Source organism: Streptococcus pseudopneumoniae (assembly GCF_001068775.1).
Taxonomy (GTDB): domain Bacteria; phylum Bacillota; class Bacilli; order Lactobacillales; family Streptococcaceae; genus Streptococcus; species Streptococcus pseudopneumoniae_N.
Window position 1 is genome coordinate 1 of sequence record NZ_JWAJ01000090.1, and the last position, 18,357, is coordinate 18,357.

Genomic DNA, 18,357 nt, shown 5'->3' on the forward strand with positions numbered 1-18,357 from the left:
TTTTAGATAAATTACATATAACTTTGGATGAATTTATTATTCTTCATGACAATAATTCTACTAAAACTGGATCATTCGCTAACTTGGTGCAATATATTCGAAAACACTATTCCACAAAAAATTTTGATAGTATTATTGAATTACTATCAAACTCTTCAAGTTATAACTTGGGTCCTTATGAAAAGACAATGGTAAAATCGATTCTCTATACAACAAATAAAAATTTTCTCCCCTCGGACGAGGAGTTATTACAGCTAACAGATTATCTTTTTAAAGTTGAAAACTGGGGTTACTATGAAATTATCCTATTAGGTAACTGTGTAAGAACAATTAAATATAACTCCTACTTCCTATTAACTATAGAAATGTTAAAAAATTATATCTATTCAACATTAAATAAGACAAATAAACGGCTTGTTACACAATTGGCAATCAATTGCCTAATTGTTAGTATTGATAAAGAAGAATTTCAAAATTGTAGTTTTCTAATCAAAGAAATAAAAAAATTACTAAATAATGAATTAAACTATTATGAACAAACCGTCTTCTTATATACATGTGGATACTTTGAATTTAAGTGCAATCCTGCGAACGGAATCGAAAAGATGAAACAAGCACTTCAGGTATTTGAAATTCTAGGAGAACATAATATAAAAGCACAGTACCAAGAGCACTATGACAAATATATTAATCAATAACATAAAGATAGTTAATCTTTAACCACCATAGGATTAGTTCTTGTTATTCCAATAGTATTTCTATACTAAATTTTTTATCAAAATCCTTATCATTCAGTACTTTTACAAACATTTCTAGCTTTTTTACCAATCCCCTCATACTCATAAAGATAATGACCTAGCTCCTCTTGAAACACTCTTATTTCTTCGGTTACTTGTTCGACTGTAATTGATTCTGGCAAATTTAATTTTAAAAAGTCATATCTTGCAAGCTTTCGACTGCTCACATCTTCACTCTTCAAATTAATAAGCACTTCCGCCATCTTATTTAAGTTGGCGATTTTTTCATTAATTTGATTTAGTTTTATATCTATCTCTGCTATTTCTTTTACTAACTCATCTTTAATGTCTTGGTATTTCTTATCTGCTTCAGTTAATTCAATGAAGAGGTTAATCTCAGTAATCTTTTCCTGTAGACTCTTAACTGTAGGTCTTCTGTATGGTATTACTCGACTATCATTGGTTAGCTGTCTTATCAATGTTCGTCCTTTGACATACTGATTCTTATCCGAATGTTCTTTGTTATAGACAAAGTATGAGGTTGTCTCACGTATAAAGATTTTATATTTTGTTTGATTCTCTTCTTCCAGAATATCTAATTGATAATTGGGAATGAAAATGAGACCACTCTGCTTAATACCAAAAGACACTTTGATATAAATGCCCTCATCAACTAGCTTCGCTATTTGGTTCTCTGCAAGTTCCACTTCAAATTCACGAACGGTATCTCGTTTTTCTTTAAATGTCTCAAAGGCTTCCTCAATCTCTTCAGTGGATACTTTATCCTTATCTCGTTCTTCTTGGAAAGCATGGTACTGTGCCTGTAAATTCTCTAATCCTTCTGAAGCACCGACTTCCTTATTTTTAAAATAATCTTGAAAAAATTTGACATCATATAATTTCTTATCACTTATTTTTTGATGACCTAAACTTATCTTTTGATTATCTTCTTCCAGGATAAAAGTTACATTTTTTTGTTTTAAGTCAATGGTTAGATTCAATTCTTTTGCTTTTGTTATTAAATCTTCTAAAAAATTGACACGGTTCAACAAAAATTCTAAACGACTTTCAATCTCTTGCTTAGCAAAATGCATTCTAAAAAATTCTTCATCATATAGATCTCGTTTGCTGAGTTGGCGTCCTCGAATTGGTTTTATCATCGTTCTATCTGTCATCAAAAAACGGCTATGCTTTTGACTAAAATCAATCTGAACATGCAACTGCTTTGCTTTCTCTAAAAAATCATCAAACGATTTAGATTGCTGCATCAAAAAATAAAGACGTTGCTTTAATTCAAATTTATGACTAGACTGTCTATATTTTTGATAGTCACGGTAAGAAAAACTCTTCTCAATAATTTTCGCCCCAGCCACTTTAGAAATACGGTCTGAAATCATACGGAGATTTCGTTCTAAGGCATAGTTCCATATCAATTTTTTATCTGAATTGCGGTCAATAGCGTTGATTATGATGTGATTATGAACATGATCTTTGTCTGTATGAGTTGCTACGATAAACTTAAAACGACCTCCTGTCAATTCCATCATGGTCTCATAACCAATGCGGTTAATTTCTTCAGGTGTCAGATTATCTTCAGGAGAAAATGATTGAATGAGGTGATGAGCATGAATAGTTTGTTGGTGTTTTTCTTGTCGGTCGTTTCTAGATTCGTACAACTTGTCATTATTGGTGAAGTTGACATTGTACATCTCTACCATTTCTTCATAGCTAGGAAAGTCTAAGTAATTACTCATGCAAAAATCAGATACTAATTTTAGATTATCCGTTTTTTCTGGATTGAGGATATATTTAATCAAACGTCTACGGTATTTTTTACCATGTGTCGCAAAGTGTTTAGTGACTACCATAAAATTCCCTCAGTCTATTAACTTCAACTTGAAAATCTTTCTCTACTCCAGTAATTAACTCACTAATTCCCTTACTCAATTCTTGTAATTGTTCCTGAGAAATCAGATGGCTCTGATTGATAGCGCGCGCAATTTGATTAATATTATTTCCAATCCGTCTCAATTCAAAAACTAACTGGTCATAGGTATCCGTGTTAATTGTGACAAAAGCCATATTGGGATTAAGCAAAACTTTTCTGGCATAGACTGAGAAATTTTGACAATTGCTCTTAGCAATCCGTTCATTCAATTGGTGTAATTCTGGATCAGTTAGAAATACTTTTTTGAGATTGGTACGATAGCGATAAACCATTACATCCTCCTAACCAATATATTTTTCACGGAACTCACGACTGAGAGGCTGCACTTGATTCACTTCTGCAATCAATTCTTGAACGCAAGTCAATAAGATTGAGACGTGCTCTTGAGTCACTTGATGATTTTCTCTTGCGACAACCAGAACTTCATACACATCTCGACTAATCTGTTCAAACTTTTGAGACTGCCAAAGGGAGAACCAACTTTCAAAAATTCTATCGTGATAATTCTTTTTCAATAAATTTTGACGAAGAAATTCTGAGAAACTATCCACTTTTTGTTCCCTCATCATTTCTTTTATCTGTTTTTCTTCTTGTCTCGTGATTCTAAATTGCTTACGGATTAACTTAATTTCTTGTCCCATCTTACCATCCTTTCAACATTATACTTGTCTGACAATGTAAGGCTGCCTCACATTGTCAGTACGATTCCTAAAGACCTCAGTCTCTCCTTGTTCGGTCTTTGCGAGCTCAGATATTGTGTCCACAATATCCCAAAAATCATATCGCCAACCAACCAAAACCTTCCAGTTTTGAAAGCCAACGATAAGATAACTTGGTGGCTTCGCCCCCAAACCCCCATAGAAAATCAAAAATTGATTTTCTATGAATGATATTAGGATAACAGGGAAGATTTGGAAAAGGTATCACAACATGAAAAATGAGGGGGAAAAAAAAGAGAGCCTGAGCTCTCAGAAATAAAGATGTAACAAAATCAAAAAATATAACTCTCCAACTAGATTTTCAATCTTGCCATAGACTTGGAGTATCATTCATATGTACTCTATCACATTTTTCAATCTCAAGATATAAATCTTTGAGTAAATTTATACTAGTTAATACTGCTTCACCAGTATTCAATTTCCTGACTTGTGCAATCTGCTGCTCAGATAAATGATTACTAATTGCTCTAATCTCATCAATAGCTGTTAAACGGTGAATAAGTAACGTACCAATTTGACCTAATAGAATTTTATCAACATCATTAGGATTCTGTGTCGTTAAAAAAAGAAATATACCTTTTTTACGACCTTCTCTTGCAATTCCTGTTAACCCCGTATAAAATGATGTCTCTCCTATGTTATTAGATTTTGTATATCGGTGTACCTCATCAATAAAAATTACGAATGAATTGATCTCATTTTTGGGGATGTTTAATAAAAAATTTGTTACCAAATCAATTATCATTCCACCAATACCATCTGTAGTACCAATCCTTGATGCATCTATATAAAGAGATTTTTTTGATATGGTTGCAAAATTTTTAATAATATCTAATAAGTTCTCTTTTTGAGAACTAAAGAATGTTTTAAAATTTGTATTAGCTAATTTATAATTTACCTTTTGTATCAGATATTGATTTATACCAAAATTAAATGCATCTGCCTTATACACACCAGAATTTGTTTGTTGAGTTGTTTCATTAGCTATCTGCTCACTTAAAAGTGATAAATCGAAATCTTTATCATTAGATGTTAGCTGATTTAATTCTCTTTCTACAACGTTTACTGACTTACCAATTTTTACATATGGTCCTGTTAATCCCTGCTTCAATTGATATCTTAAACCTCTAATTGCTTCTGCTAAAACAGCAGGTTGAGTACCATCATTGGTTTCAAATAATATTGACCATTGCTGCATTGACAATTCGGATACAGGAACAAACGCTTTTTCTCCTAAAACGTATTTATCAACTTCATCTTCTGAAAAAGATAAGCTATATTCACCGGTAGGATCAATAATCAAAGTACGTATATTATTACTTATTAATTTATCTAATATCGACAATGCAGATGTTGATTTTCCACTATTAGTTGTGCCAATGGTTAATAAATGTCTGTCAAATAAAGTTCTAGGCTGAAAAGAAATAGGGTAATTTTGAGAATTTAACGATAGATTTGAAAAGGATGATAATTTTTTCTCCGAGTTTGGTTTAACTTCTATCGAGGATACGAAATGTTCAATTATATTTCTATCTGCTATGTAGACTTTATCAGTTAATCCTACAGTATGAGTCCCAGGTAACTTGAAAAATTTATCACCGATTGGTATAAAACCTAAAATATCAATATTTAATTCTGGATAAACATTTTCTTGAAATCCCTTTGCTACCATTTCATGAGAATTCACTCCATTTTGTATCTTTGACTGAAATAATTCTCCAAAGTAAATTCCATCATTTGAATCTATAGCTACAAAATAATTTATTGTATTAGGAATTATAGCTATATTTTTTAGCTTTTTAAAAGCTAATAATGTAAGATTTTCAACTTGAATAACTATATTACTACGGTATACTTGCGACACCATGCCTAAATAAAAATTACTCTTATCTAACTCATCATAAAAATCTTCAATCCGCATATTTATCACCTAAATAATCTGTTAATCCATCATTTAATGTAGCCTTTAAAAAGACAATTGGATTATGTACTTCCATTAGATGCGTTATTTCTTTCCAATTATCGTTTTGTTGATCGATATTAAAGTCAGAAACTACTACCGTTAAACCAGAGTTATTTTTGATCGCTTGTGTAATCATTTTAGAAATATGATTGTCCGAAAAGCTAAATCCCGTCGTAATCAGTAGTGTATTTTGCTTTTTTAATAATTCCTGGAATTTAGTAAACAGTTCAAAATATGGTTCCTGATAGCTCTGAGCATATTTATCAGAACTTGGAAAAATCATCACCGTATTATTGATATTATTAATTGCATTTTTCTTTTTCCTATAAATATTTCCATCTTCACCTCTTTCCCAAGTCAGAGAACCGTGAATCTTAATTAGATTAAACACTTTGTCCCTGTACTCTAACTCGCTCGTTTTCATTATTGGCACTTCTCTAATAAGATTCCAATCAAAAATGTCACTCTCAAATTTTGGATCTTCAACAAAATTAAAACCATCAAATATTATATAATTCAATTTTGCCCCTGCCTCCTCAAATAAAGTATCATAATTTGTTGTAACTACTGAAAGCTTATTGGGAGACTTAATTTTTTTAATCAATATGTTTAAAATAGCACCATGTTTTAACTTATTCCTATCATAGCTATAGTCAGTATTTTTCTTTATAATTTTAAGAATAGTATTGAGCGACTTTTCATATTTTACCTTTCCTCTTTTTACATATGGAGCATAGTGTTGTAAGCTGGATAAAAAGTCCTCTAAATTAAAATCTTCACTTAAAATCTCTATTTCAACATCATTATCATCAGTAATTTTTTTAGTGATATTACCAAAATCAATAATTTTTGATAATTGGACCAGCGAATATATGTCACTCCGTTTATTCAGTTGTTCAAAAACATCTTGAGCAATCATTGCTACAGTCTTTCCAAATGCGTTATTTATTACATCGTTTTCAACTACAACTGAAGCTCCAGCACCAGCTAACAGTACTATATTGTCAAACTTTGTATGAAGAATAGTATTCAAATCTTGTTGAATTAACTTTTTAAAATCAGTTATATCAAAAGTTTTATCCTCTTCAATCAAAGTCAGCTGTTCACTGTTTTTAAAGAACTCATTACTTTCCATATAGTAGGTAACATTTGCAGACTTATAAAAATATTCTTTCATAAACTATTTCCATTCTCCTTAACTTTATATAGCCTTTTTAATCTATCTTTCTCTATTTGCATCATCTCTTCCTCTACATTACTCCATTTTCCGAAGAGACATTCTTGAAGAACTGTTGCTGCGGAAATCTCATCCGTTTCAGAATCGTAAATACAATTCCTATCTCTTTGGTAAATTTGAATGCGGTCAAAGAGTTTATCGTTTTCTAACTCTCTTAGGTTATCAACCAAATGCTCTACAATACCATCATGATGTTCTTTAGGGGTTGCTCTGGCCTGATTAGGATTTATTGTGTAAAGTTCCTCATAACGAATCAAGGTACTGAGATAGGAAAGTTCTGGTTTGGTGCCAATCACAGCCAAAGAAATATGGTAGCCTTTTTTTCGTAGTAATTGAGCAGTCTGCCGTGGGACTTGAGTGGTTCGCAAAGTCCCTTCAATCAACAAATGATAGCCTTGTGTGCTGAGTTCATCAACTATATGCTCTACCATTTTCCCTGCAAAATCTTTGGTGTATTCTACACTATCTTTGCCATATTCTTGCTGCAGTCCTAAATAGTGTGGATGCTGGGAACGAAAACTATCGCCATCTATGATAACAATATTTCCTTGAAATTCTTTCTGTTTAATACGATGAATTGTAGTCTTACCAGCACCACTTTGCCCTCCAAGCAAAATCGCTATAGGTTGTTTACTGGACTTTTTTCCTCTTGTAAGTGAGCGAAGGTTTCGCTCTAATGCATGTTTAAATGCACTATCAGTATAATCTTGGATATCCATTAGGCTACCATCCGTTTTTCAGATATCTCTAACATGCGCTCAATTCCATCCAAATAGCCGCTATATCTCTCTATTTCATCAAAAGTTTCAACTAAATAGATATTCGTATGAATCAAGTCAGATAGATCATCACTCATTAAAATCCAAGGATTAGATTCATCATCAATGCTAATTCCCTGACTATCTTGATAACGATAAAGTCGAGATAATAGATTAGCACCTCTTTCTTTCACTATTTCAATTTTTAAAGTCAGTTCATAATCTTCAACAGGATTAAGCATTTTGTCTTCTCCTACAATATCGACATAAGATACATTAAACTTTTGACAAATGATGTCTATTAGCTCCGTAGAGACTGAACTAGTTCCATTTTCATAACGACTCAAGCTATTTCGAGAAATTCCTATAATTTGGGCAAATTCGGGTTGTGTTAAGTCGTGTGTTTTACGTAAGGATTTTATGTTCTTTCCAATCATGGCAAACTCCTTTATTTTTATAATTCAATTATAGCATAAAAAAGTATAACGCACCAATTTTGGTGCGTTATTGACTATTTTTCTTAAATCTCTCTAAATTCTTCTCCAATTGTTCCTTATGAAGTTGATTCTTAGCTTCCTTTAATGTGTCGTCCAAAGTTTCTTCTCTGTAAGTTGCTTCTGTTTTTAGTTGTTCTGATCCTTGATCTGGAGTGAAAATGATATCTAACAGTCGGTCTATTTTTTCAAGATCTTGGACAGACATATCAGATAGTCTATGAATTAGCTTCTTAAATACATCACTATTGTCTTGGTTTTTCTTAAAAAGTTTTGTAAACATCTATAACCTCTCAAAAAAAGCAGCCTATCAGGACTGCTTAGTGTAATTCGGAAATCGCATCATAAATTGACTGCAATTTCTTATTGTCTTTATTCTTTGTGTCGATCAACGTATGTAGCTCTTCAATTTTCTTTTGACTACTTTGAATATCGCTATTGTTATCTGCAATAAGTCTTTTAAGATGTTGCTGATAACTTGTAGTGATATCTGTCTCTTTTCCTGTTCTAACCTCTGTAACTTTGGGTTTAGAACTAGAATTTGATTCCGTCACAGGTGCTTGTTTACGCTTTTGAAAAGCTGCTTCATAATTTACATCATTACCTCCTTGATGATTTCCAAATAAGGCCGCAATTTTATCTGGATCTTCTTGATTTTCTGATTTACTCTCTAATGGTTGATTAAAATTCCAATCTTTTGTCATTCACTCATTTCATCCTTTCTAAATTCAGAATCATCGAATTGTCTTTCTCTACCGAAGGCATGGTCAAGAGCTTCTTCAAAACTCATGTGACTAATGCTTTGACGCCTTTTGAACGTCGCAAACATCGCTGTCTCCAGTTGCTCTTTGTAAGAAGCGAGCTTTTCTGTCTCTCTTGCTACCTTGCTTTCTTGCCTAGTGACCTTTTCTTCTAAGCGTTCGATTATGGTCATATACGATCCTCCTTCATTCTAATATTAGCTAAAACATCTTGATTTTGTTATCACAATTCTAAACATTGAGAGGTTTGTCTTACTGGTTGATTCCTCAATGTCTCTTTTACATTCTCGATCATCAATTGTAAATCTGATTTCTTTTCTCTAAGAATATCGTTCCAGTCTATTTTTTCTTTCCCAGATTCATTATTAGGTAAATCCAGTAAAACAGGAAATCCTGATTGAGATAACTTATCAGAAAAATCTTTTCCTGCATCATCACAATCTACCGCAAGTGTCAATAAATCAGGATGATTATCGAAATAGGTGGTGGTATCACGAATTGTATTGATCAAATGCAATAACTTTGAAGGTGTTACTGTATCTAAAAATTCCAACTTCTGATTTTCTTCAGCTATTAGTCGTAAAGTTTGATAAGCAACAACAGACCTTTTTAATCCTTCCATAGATACCAAACGAACATCAGTTAGACTTTGTTGATGAAGTTCGTAATAGCTTATCAAGTCGACGAACGATTCACAAAAAACCAGTCTATTTGGTTTACCAATATCAAAAGATATTCCAATATGTCCATGGCTTCCTTTTAGAATCGTTTTCAGCCTCTCTCTAGGAAGAGAGTGATTCTTATAAATCCCTTGTAAGCTTGCTGCCTGCAGCTTGTGACGATGATCATAGCTTTTAAAAACGATAACAGGTTCAACTGTTTCATTTGTTTTCCAACTAGCTTGGGCTATCAAACCTTGTTGAATCATCTTTTGTATGATTTCTTCTGAGATTCCTCTACATTCTGTTAAATAATATCTAGCCAGACTGCAGTTAGAATCTTCTACTCTCTTTAAAGGATAATAAAATGGTCTCTCTCTTTTTTCTTGAACAGCTTCTTTTTGAAAAGGTTCTTCAGAAAGAAAGGCTAGAGCTTCTTTAAAGGAAATTCCCTTAACAAGTCGAACAAAATCAATGACATCACCTTGAATATCTCTTGAAAACCATTTAAAAGTATTGGTAGTTGAAAAAATCCGAAATGAATCGTGTTCAGAATGCTCATAGACACTGGTCGAAACTTGTTTAAAGGAGATACCTAAACGACTTGCTACATCAAGAATTGAAATTTGCTTACATTCTTCTATTTCCATGCAATATCATCATTTTGTCGTAGTATTTGGCAGTGATGGTATTGATGATGATTCTTCTAAAGTTTTAGGAGTTTCCTTATCTAAATCATCCAACCCAGATTTCCAAACCTGTACTTGGTTGACCAATAACTTACCAGGTAGTTTAGAATAGGATAACTTAACTGTTCTTGTTTCTGTCTGATTAGTCTTTGATTGGTTGGCATTCTTTAAATCAGATACATAGGTTACATTATAAGAGACCATGGCAATGGCTTGATTCGTAGTCTGATTGACAAAGATATCAGCTTTTTCAAAATGATAATCCAAAATATAGTCCTTATACACTTGGTTCATGGCATCGTTTTGACTTGTCAATTCTTGAGAATAAGCTGATTCAGTCATATAAGGTTGAATGCGTGTATTATTTTCTCCGAGCTTTTCTTTCGTATAGTACTGTGTCAAAAATTCTTTTACAGTATCCGATGACAAAATACTGGCTTTATCTTCTGCTTGTTTATCTTCCACAAGTTTAGCTGCAGCCAATTCAATCTCTTTGCGACTTTGTTTAGCAGTAGAATGTTGACCAGCAGTATATCCCATCATGAGAATAAAGCTAGTTGCGGCTACTGCTCCAACACTAATTAAGGCTTTAGTTTTGACTTTATTTAACATCTTAGACCTTCTTTCTATAAAAACTAGGTCAAGAATAACAAAAAAGATTTGTAAGTTTTATCACATCACAACGAAAGGTAATTCCTACATTTCTGGCGCAAAATCGTACAGTACAGAGAAAAAATTAAAACCAGCTGTCCTTGGGGTATAATAGACTTATTGGAAAAAATAAAGTGCCATACTGTACTATGCTATACTATAGTTAAGAAAACTATTTACGAAAAACCATGCAACTAACTCCTGAGAACTTTAATTTATTTATTAGTGTCAAAAAGGATACCTTCCCAACAAAGATATCCTGTCTAGATACAACTTATAAATCCAAACACTGTAAAGGAGGAGGCACAAAAACTTTAAGTCTAGAAAAACAGTTAATTCTGAACTTGCATTATTTATGCTATTAATCAACTCAACATCTTCTAGTTTTTTGATTTTGGTCTTGGACTAGTGATAGTCACTGAACATTAACATTCGTAGAATATACTCTTCATTCCTCAAGTCTATTTGACTTAGAAAACTTAAAATCAACAAGTGTCACTATAGCTATTGATGTCACAGAAAGTCCTATTTCAATGTCCTAAAAGAAACCAAAGTAAGAATTATCCTGGAAAAAGATATACACCATAAAGACACAATCATAATCTATTTAACGACACTTCGTGCCTGTCAATTAGTTTTTTGAGATGGTCATACACATTATTTTACTCTTTTTAAAGAAAGTATAGGTCAAGTTTGTCAGAGCAATTACTTGTTTTTGTTATTTAGATACTATGAATATTCATGAGATATCTTTTTTCCTTTAAAAAGTTCTAAAAAGCATGTATCGACTGTAGAGGATAAGAAGTTTAATAGAGATAGTTGTAATACGTATTAAAATTGAGCGTTTAAATGCTAAGTTTAAAACTTTTCAATTTGTGGAATCATCAACTATGAGTTAAAATAATTTACGAACAGAGGCTTTCCAAAAAACTTGATATCATACGTTTTATTGTGGAAATATTTATTTCATTTTCTCCTAGTATTGAATTTTCACACACTCATTAATTTTATTGATATAATCCAATAATAATGATAATATCAAATAATAATAAAAAGATTTGATAGTATTTTTTCATAATCTGTCACGCTTTCTAATGATTTTTTATGGTAAATGGAGATAAATATGATTATAGGTGAAACTTATAGAAAAATACGAGAAGGAAAAGGTATTTCTATTTCTTCATTAGCAGGTGCAGAAATTTCAAAGTCTCAAATATCTAGATTTGAATTAGGAGAGACAGAAATCTCATTTTTTAAATTATTATATCTACTTGAAAAAATAGGTGTAACACTAGAAGAGTTTTTGCTTTCATGTAATAATTATCAGCCTTCAGACTTCAATACCTTGATACGCTTAGTTCAACAGGCTGCATACAATCAAGAAATCAAATCATTACTTAATATGGTAAGCAAAGAGATGGAACTGTTTAGAGAAACCAAATCTCATTATCATAAGTTAAACGCTATTTTCATTGAAAGTATTATCTATGGAATTGATAATACTCATCAATTGAGTAATCAAGACACCTCTTATCTTACTAATTATTTATTTTCTGTTGAAAACTGGGGATATTACGAAATTCTTATTCTTGGAAATTGTTGTCGAGCAATATTACCAAATTTATTATTTAGATATGCCAAAGAGGCGCTTAAAAAAGGAAAGTTGTATAGTTCTATACCTAGAAATAAACAAGCTCTCGTTCAATTACTTCTTAATTCACTTCTTATTATGATTGAAAACAGCTTATATGAGGAAGCTTTATTTTTAAAACAAGCTACTAAGAATATATTATCTAATTCCACAGATTTTTTTGAACAAACTATTCTTTTGTATTTAGAAGGATTTTTTGAACTTAAATTTCATCGTAATCAAAAATCAATTTTAAAAATAGAAGATGCTTTAAAAATTTTTGAATTATTCAATAAAACAATCTACAAAAATTACAAACAATACTTTGAGAAACACATCATTCATTTAGTAGACTAGGCCATTTATCTATAAGGTAATAACGTGATCAAACTCTTCCAATATTTCTGGATTTTGATCATGAGTAATGACAATAACAATTGCATCTTTAATGGATAGAATGTAGTCCATTATTTCTTTTGCTTTTATTGGATCAAGGTTACTTGTAGGTTCGTCAAATATATAAACTGAATATGTTTTGACTAAAAACCTAGCTAAATCAATTCGTTGCTTTTCTCCTTCTGAAATGATTTTGTTTGATTGAGCTAGGTTTTTACGAAGGAAGTCTTCATTAAAACCTAAGGATTTTCTTAATTTTTCAGTTAAATGAAGGTTTCTAGCCAATTTGATATTCTCTAGAATATTGCCTTCAATTAGAAAGTCATTTTTTTGCACAAACGCAATATCTTTATATAACTCCTCTGAGGGAATATCAATATTCTGTTTTCCGTTGATTTTTATTTCTCCATCATAAAGATTTTTTGGATAATAATTTAGTATTAATTTTACTAAAGTTGTTTTCCCAGTTCCTGAAGCACCGATAATCGCATAGCGCTTGCCTTTTTTAAATTCATAGGAAAAATGATCAAATAATATTCTATTTTCAATTTCATAATATAATTGGCTAATAGAAATAGTCGAAATGTTATCACAATCAATTGTACTTGTTTTATGGAAAGTTCCATGATTTGTCTCATATAGATTTTCTTGGATATTATCAATAATGGACTTGCTACTGCTGATTAAATTTTTATTGTAAAGAATAGATTGTAGTGGAGCAAAAACACCGTTTAATAATTGAATACTTGCTACTAGTAGTCCAATAGTCAGTAAGTTATTTCTTACAAAAAAGATACCAGCGACCATACAGGATAGTTGAGAGCCAAAACTTAGTAAAATTCCAGTAGTTGAAGCTAAGTCTTTTAAGAATTGATATGTCTTTCTGGACTCTTCAAATTCTAAACTGATTCCCTGAATTTTTTCTTGGGTCCAGCTTTGAATATTTAATAACTTAATTTGTTCAAAACCATTAATAAAGTTTGTCATTTTTGACAAATAGTGACTATTTTGTAGGGAATAATTATTAGTTGCTTTAGTCATTAACTTTCCAGGAATTTGAGATAGAAAAATCGTTATACTCGACAATAAAAGAAAGACTAATGCTAATCGCCATTCTATATAGATAATGGCAACCACACTCATGATAAGGGTCCCTAAATTTGCAATTAGAGAGATTCTAGGAATCAATAAATTTTCTTGAATAAGGTCACTATTTTTGGTGATATTATTTAAGAAATCTGAATGGTTACGGTTGTCAATTTGGTTAAATTCACGCGATAAATAATGTAATAAGAGACCCTTTTTTAGATCTATAATAACTTTTTTTACATATTGATTTTTAAGATAGGAATAAGAACAAGAGATAAAGAACCACAGTAAAATTAAACTTACACAAATAGTGATATGAAAGAGTAATCCACTATTTGAATTAGATATACTATCAAGTATTCTTCCTAATTGGAGAGAGAAGAATGTCATTAAAAGAGCACTTGTCAGACTTAATAAAATAATCAAGAAATATAGTAATTTATATTGTTTCATAATCTGGTTCATATCTTACTCCTTAAGTAACTCTGATGAGAATATTATAATCCAAATATGAAAATCAGAAACAAACCTCCCGTATTTGGGACGCACTGAATAGTTTACACTAAATATAAAAAAATTATAAAATAATTATTTTTTAAAATAAATGGAGTTAATGAAGCGCCAACTAAATCCTAGAACCAACATCAGATTGATGAAAAGGTACACAGCCGTAAAACTAGTTAAACCATGTTGTCTGATATCATCAAAATATAAAGTAGGTTCAGTAAAGAACAAATAAATTCCATAAACCTCCACGAAAATAAGAAAACTGACAAAACCAATCAGGAAAAGTCCACTGGCAATAAGAAAGAGTCTCCATAAAAGAATAAGAATTCCTCCAACTGCTAAAAAAATTACTGGGATAAGGAGTAAATCATTCATAACTTTCTCCTTTCTAGTCAATCAATTGACGATAATGGGTGGCAAGAGAGGAATCAAACTCTTCTAATTTTTGAACTAAGTCCAAATACTCCTCTTTTTCATGTTCTTCAAAGTCCACACCTCGATGATTCTGAAGAGCGATTTCCAATTGACTAGTAAGTTCTCGTATAGAAAAGCTGTAATCGCCTGTCACTTCCTCATAATGTTCCTTTAACTCCTTGTAGGATTGGTATTCTTCAGGTGTTTGAAATCCCTGTACCAAAGCCTCTTCTAATTGATAATAGGTATCTTCCATCATAATCGTTACCTCGTTTCTTTCTATCTTTATTCTACCGCGCTTTTCTTTTCTTGTCCGCTATTTATATATATTTTTTAATCTAATTCAAAAGAAAGTTGTTCTTGCTTTTCTTTTCCTTTTTCGTGGAATTGTCGTAAGGCCTGATCAATAATATCTAAATCCGTTTCTGTTTCAATCAATGGCGCGAGTACATCGTATTCGCCCTTTTTAGTTTGATAATCCTCTTCCTTTGGAAAATTTTTCTCAATTTCTACCTTAGCAGTAGTCCATTTATCCTTTAATTCATCCAATAAGTTCTGAGTTTTCACTTGGTCATCTTTAATGTGGTCTATCGTATGTTGGAGTCTTTGAATTGTCCCCAAAGGAGAATACAAGTCTAAACTGACAGAATACTGATTTTCTCCTACAATCTTAACAGAGAAAGTTTCAGGAAGAGGTTGATTTGTTGGAAGACTAAGCATTTTAATGTCAAATCCTCGATAACTAGCTAGGGTACGGAATTCTTTGCTGTCAGCTTGATTATGACGGATAAGACGGTGTAGAGATTCCCCCGCTTCAGCTCGTTGATCAAAAGCTTGCTTACCTATCATCATAGAAAATGCCTGGTCTTTCGACATTTCAGACTGTTGAATATCTCCATCATACTTGATTAATCGTTTCTCAAGAATGGGCATATTTTCTTCACAGTAGGAGATTGTGTGACGATAGTGATCCTTGCTGCGTTGAAAGGCGCGTCTTTGATTTTCTAATAGAGTTAGATCATTCTCTAGTTCCATCTTATATTTGAGATAAGGATTACCTGTTGCTAGTGCCTTAAAATCAGAAGCTGTCATGGTCTGCTCATCAATGTCTTCTGCAGCACGAATCGGCTCCTTAGAAGTCATAATCTGCTTAATATAACGGAGTTTGTTCTCCTGAGTTGCCCATAGATAATTATCAAACGAACCTTTGGTAATGTAGTGGTAAATATCCACTTCCTTGTTTTCATCTCCCTGTCGGATAATCCGTCCATTGCGTTGCTGAATGTCAGTCGGTCATTTTTTGCGGACAGTTCATACATGCTATCCTTTTCTGTTCTCTGCTCCTGCGTTTGCTCTCGTTTGATTTCTCCCTCCGTATCTTCTTGGCACAAGCAGGACAATACCTTGATGCACCAGAGCCCGGGACATATTCAACGCCGCACACCGTACAATTTTTAGCGGGCATTGCTGCCCACCGTTTTGTAGGTATGATATGTAATTCATCGACAAAGCCGATGAATTTATAGTAAATCTTGATTTCCTGCTTCACTGTTCCGTCTGCCATCTTCTCACGCTCCGAAACAAGTATCTTGTCTATGAGTGCGTTTATAACTGTTGCATCCAGTTCTTTTAAGCCTTGATAATTTCGGATAAGGGCGAGGAAGTCACGGATTCCCCGTGATTTCTCGTAGCTTTCATTAAGAGTTTCCGTCACCTCTTTCAGCCTTGCTTCAATTTCAAGCTGCTCTTTCTGGTATTTCCCCGACATCATCTCAAAATTCCGCTCGGTAATACGCTCCATGACCTTATCCTCGTAGAGAGAGGAAAACAGCCTGTCCAGTTCCGCAAGGCGTTTGTTCAGCTTCTTACGTTCTTTCTCTAATGCTTTCGCCCTGCTCTGGTCTGTTTCCGTGAGCCGCTTTTCTATGGCCCTGACCGCCTTTTCATCATTCACTGCCATATCCGCAAAACAGTTGATGTCGGCAAGAACGGCATTGAATAAATCCCTTGCTTCTATATTGTGGGCACTACACTCGCTTCTTCCGTTTCTTGCATAATTATTACATGAATACTGTACACAGTCGATAATCTCTGGGCGTTTCCTCCTGTGTACGTTCATTGCCCGCAGAGCACATCCGCAGTCCACACACTTGATAACGCCTGCAAAAATATTTACAAATCCTCCCTTGTTCTGTGGAAGCCTACGACTTGTAATAAGCTGTTGGACAATATCAAATTCCTCCTGCGTGACTATTCCCTCATGGGTATTGGGTATCACTTCCCATTCTTCGGGCAGCTTAGAGGGGCGTTTCTTGCTTTTCATATTGGCGGCAATCCGTTTGTAGCCTACAAGATTTCCCGCATATATCGGGCTTCTTAAAATGCTCCTCACGCTGTTCCCACTCCAAATATAGCGTTTGTCCTCGTTCCCCTCAAAATGACGTTCAAAGCCTGTTTCGCCACGCTCCGCCGCATAAGCGGCAGGGCGTAGGATATGCTGTTTATTAAGATGTCTGCAAATTTTGGCAACTCCATTCCCTTTTAATGCAAGGTCGAATATCTCTTTTACAACATGTGCCACTTTATCATCTATCAGCAGATGGTTGTGGTCGGCAGGGTCTTTGATATAGCCATAAGGGGCGGTAGTTCCCATGAATTTCCCCTGTTGAAACCTCGCCCGATATGCCGATTTTATCTTAACAGATATGTCAGCGGCATACATTTCGTTTAAAATGTTGCGGAAAGGCGTGATGTCCATAGCAGATTTATTCAAGGTATCTACGCCGTCATTGACCGCTATATACCTCACGTTATGCTCTGGGAAGAAAACTTCCAGATATAACCCACAATCAAGATAGTTTCTCCCCAGACGGGATAAATCTTTCGTAATCACGCAGTTTATCAGACCGCTTTCAATGTCTTTTATCATATTCTGGAAACTTGGTCTTTGGAAATTTGTACCAGAATAACCATCGTCCACATACGTTTTTGCTATGTGCCATCCCTGCTTTTTCACATAATCCGTGAGGATGGATTTCTGTGTCGCAATGCTCGCACTCTCGTTATCCGTACCATCGTCTTTAGATAAGCGGCAATAAATGCCGACTAAATAGATTTTCTTTTCTTCTTTGATTCCTGCCATACTGTAAAACCTCCGTATCTGTCCTATCTGTTTTCATGTCCCATTGCGTACATTCTAAGCGGACAGCCCCTCATTGTCGAAGGTGTCGCCCTCGGCAATCTTCTTCCGAATATCCTCGGAGATAATCGGGACAAACGCTTCTGTAACGGTCTGTGTGCCGACATATTCACGGCTGATTATCATCTGCACTGGTGCTTTTGGCACGATACGCTTTCTCTTTTTATCTGCTTTCTTATCCTCGCCCATACTTAAATCTTCCTTTCCAGACAGGGCAGGGAAGAGTTTGGAAATGTCCCCGCCCTGCCAATCAGATACCATTAATCCTCGCTGTTTAATTCTTTCTGTAATGCTTTAAGGAGTGCCGCCGCTTCATCAGCGTTCAGCGTGATTCCCTTGCCGCACTTTTCACGGTTCGGGGAAAAGCTGCGGATGTCATACTTCGGCTCTTTCCCATTCCATGAAATGAGATTGATTTCCTTTGTGTAGCCACTGTCGCCCGTAGACAATACTGCGATTTCCTTTACGATTTCATACTGGATTTCTCTCATTCTCCATACCTCAAC

Annotated in this window: 19 protein-coding genes and 2 pseudogenes; 2 read left to right on the forward strand and 19 right to left on the reverse strand. The window is 33.6% G+C overall.

Annotated features, from left to right (window positions below; all coding sequences use genetic code 11):
* Positions 1 to 698 (forward strand): MutR family transcriptional regulator (locus ADF68_RS04190; protein WP_049548766.1); only part of this gene is annotated, 698 nt, incomplete at its 5' end.
* A 43-nt stretch (positions 699 to 741) separates the two neighbouring features.
* On the opposite strand, the pseudogene ADF68_RS04195 reads toward ADF68_RS04190, so the two are convergent.
* The 12 genes and pseudogenes from ADF68_RS04195 to ADF68_RS04255 form a co-directional block, all read right to left on the reverse strand.
* Positions 742 to 2,605, reverse strand: a pseudogene (locus tag ADF68_RS04195) (SAG1250 family conjugative relaxase).
* Positions 2,592 to 2,957, reverse strand: coding sequence for a plasmid mobilization relaxosome protein MobC (gene mobC, locus ADF68_RS04200; RefSeq protein ID WP_049548767.1), 366 nt, complete (start codon positions 2,955 to 2,957; stop codon positions 2,592 to 2,594). The pseudogene ADF68_RS04195 and the gene mobC overlap by 14 nt, the downstream one beginning before the upstream one ends.
* 9 nt (positions 2,958 to 2,966) lie before the next feature.
* Positions 2,967 to 3,326 carry an SAG1252 family conjugative relaxosome accessory protein gene (locus tag ADF68_RS04205; RefSeq protein ID WP_049548768.1) on the reverse strand — a complete coding sequence of 120 codons (360 nt, stop codon included), beginning with the start codon at positions 3,324 to 3,326 and terminating at the stop codon, positions 2,967 to 2,969.
* Positions 3,327 to 3,705: 379 nt separating this feature from the next.
* On the reverse strand, positions 3,706 to 5,325 hold the full coding sequence (locus ADF68_RS04215; protein ID WP_049548769.1) for an ATP-binding protein: 1,620 nt from the start codon (positions 5,323 to 5,325) through the stop codon (positions 3,706 to 3,708).
* A complete protein-coding gene (locus tag ADF68_RS04220; protein ID WP_049548770.1) occupies positions 5,315 to 6,544 on the reverse strand; it encodes an SIR2 family protein in 1,230 nt (409 codons plus the stop codon). Before ADF68_RS04220 ends, ADF68_RS04215 begins: the two co-directional genes overlap by 11 nt.
* The gene (pezT, locus tag ADF68_RS04225; protein WP_049548771.1) at positions 6,541 to 7,323 is read right to left on the reverse strand and encodes a type II toxin-antitoxin system toxin PezT; all 783 of its coding nucleotides are present in this window, start codon (positions 7,321 to 7,323) and stop codon (positions 6,541 to 6,543) included. Before pezT ends, ADF68_RS04220 begins: the two co-directional genes overlap by 4 nt.
* A complete protein-coding gene (gene pezA / locus ADF68_RS04230; RefSeq protein WP_000579610.1) occupies positions 7,323 to 7,799 on the reverse strand; it encodes a type II toxin-antitoxin system antitoxin PezA in 477 nt (158 codons plus the stop codon). The genes pezT and pezA overlap by 1 nt, the downstream gene beginning before the upstream one ends.
* Positions 7,800 to 7,866: 67 nt before the next feature.
* The gene (locus ADF68_RS04235) at positions 7,867 to 8,139 is read right to left on the reverse strand and encodes a hypothetical protein (protein WP_049548772.1); all 273 of its coding nucleotides are present in this window, start codon (positions 8,137 to 8,139) and stop codon (positions 7,867 to 7,869) included.
* A gap of 37 nt (positions 8,140 to 8,176) precedes the next feature.
* Entirely contained in the window at positions 8,177 to 8,560 is a 384-nt protein-coding gene (locus ADF68_RS04240; protein WP_002933294.1) for a DUF5945 family protein, read from the reverse strand.
* Positions 8,557 to 8,790, reverse strand: coding sequence for a DUF5965 family protein (locus tag ADF68_RS04245; protein ID WP_049548773.1), 234 nt, complete (start codon positions 8,788 to 8,790; stop codon positions 8,557 to 8,559). Before ADF68_RS04245 ends, ADF68_RS04240 begins: the two co-directional genes overlap by 4 nt.
* Before the next feature lie 50 nt (positions 8,791 to 8,840).
* Positions 8,841 to 9,926 carry a DUF3991 domain-containing protein gene (locus ADF68_RS04250; RefSeq protein ID WP_049548774.1) on the reverse strand — a complete coding sequence of 362 codons (1,086 nt, stop codon included), beginning with the start codon at positions 9,924 to 9,926 and terminating at the stop codon, positions 8,841 to 8,843.
* A gap of 9 nt (positions 9,927 to 9,935) precedes the next feature.
* A complete protein-coding gene (locus tag ADF68_RS04255; protein ID WP_049525930.1) occupies positions 9,936 to 10,577 on the reverse strand; it encodes a hypothetical protein in 642 nt (213 codons plus the stop codon).
* 1,162 nt (positions 10,578 to 11,739) lie between these two features.
* Here ADF68_RS04255 and ADF68_RS04260 point away from each other — a divergent pair.
* Entirely contained in the window at positions 11,740 to 12,603 is an 864-nt protein-coding gene (locus ADF68_RS04260; protein WP_049548775.1) for a helix-turn-helix domain-containing protein, read from the forward strand.
* Positions 12,604 to 12,612: 9 nt separating this feature from the next.
* On the opposite strand, the gene ADF68_RS04265 is transcribed toward ADF68_RS04260, so the two are convergent.
* The 7 genes and pseudogenes from ADF68_RS04265 to ADF68_RS04295 form a co-directional block, all read right to left on the reverse strand.
* Complete coding sequence (locus ADF68_RS04265; RefSeq protein WP_049548776.1) at positions 12,613 to 14,196, reverse strand: ATP-binding cassette domain-containing protein; 1,584 nt, start codon at positions 14,194 to 14,196, stop codon at positions 12,613 to 12,615.
* Positions 14,197 to 14,319: 123 nt separating this feature from the next.
* Positions 14,320 to 14,613 (reverse strand): DUF5966 family protein, encoded by a 294-nt coding sequence (locus ADF68_RS04270; RefSeq protein ID WP_049548777.1) that lies wholly within the window; start codon positions 14,611 to 14,613, stop codon positions 14,320 to 14,322.
* A 13-nt stretch (positions 14,614 to 14,626) separates the two neighbouring features.
* Positions 14,627 to 14,911, reverse strand: coding sequence for a DUF5962 family protein (locus ADF68_RS04275; RefSeq protein WP_049548778.1), 285 nt, complete (start codon positions 14,909 to 14,911; stop codon positions 14,627 to 14,629).
* Positions 14,912 to 14,985: 74 nt separating this feature from the next.
* A pseudogene (locus tag ADF68_RS04280) lies at positions 14,986 to 15,945 on the reverse strand (helicase SNF2); the annotation flags it as partial.
* The gene (locus ADF68_RS04285; RefSeq protein ID WP_001820670.1) at positions 15,938 to 17,794 is read right to left on the reverse strand and encodes a recombinase family protein; all 1,857 of its coding nucleotides are present in this window, start codon (positions 17,792 to 17,794) and stop codon (positions 15,938 to 15,940) included. The pseudogene ADF68_RS04280 and the gene ADF68_RS04285, both read right to left, overlap by 8 nt.
* A 54-nt stretch (positions 17,795 to 17,848) precedes the next feature.
* Complete coding sequence (locus ADF68_RS04290; RefSeq protein ID WP_001820669.1) at positions 17,849 to 18,040, reverse strand: hypothetical protein; 192 nt, start codon at positions 18,038 to 18,040, stop codon at positions 17,849 to 17,851.
* Positions 18,041 to 18,111: 71 nt separating this feature from the next.
* On the reverse strand, positions 18,112 to 18,342 hold the full coding sequence (locus ADF68_RS04295) for a YdbC family protein (RefSeq protein WP_001206986.1): 231 nt from the start codon (positions 18,340 to 18,342) through the stop codon (positions 18,112 to 18,114).
* Positions 18,343 to 18,357 lie beyond the last annotated feature (15 nt).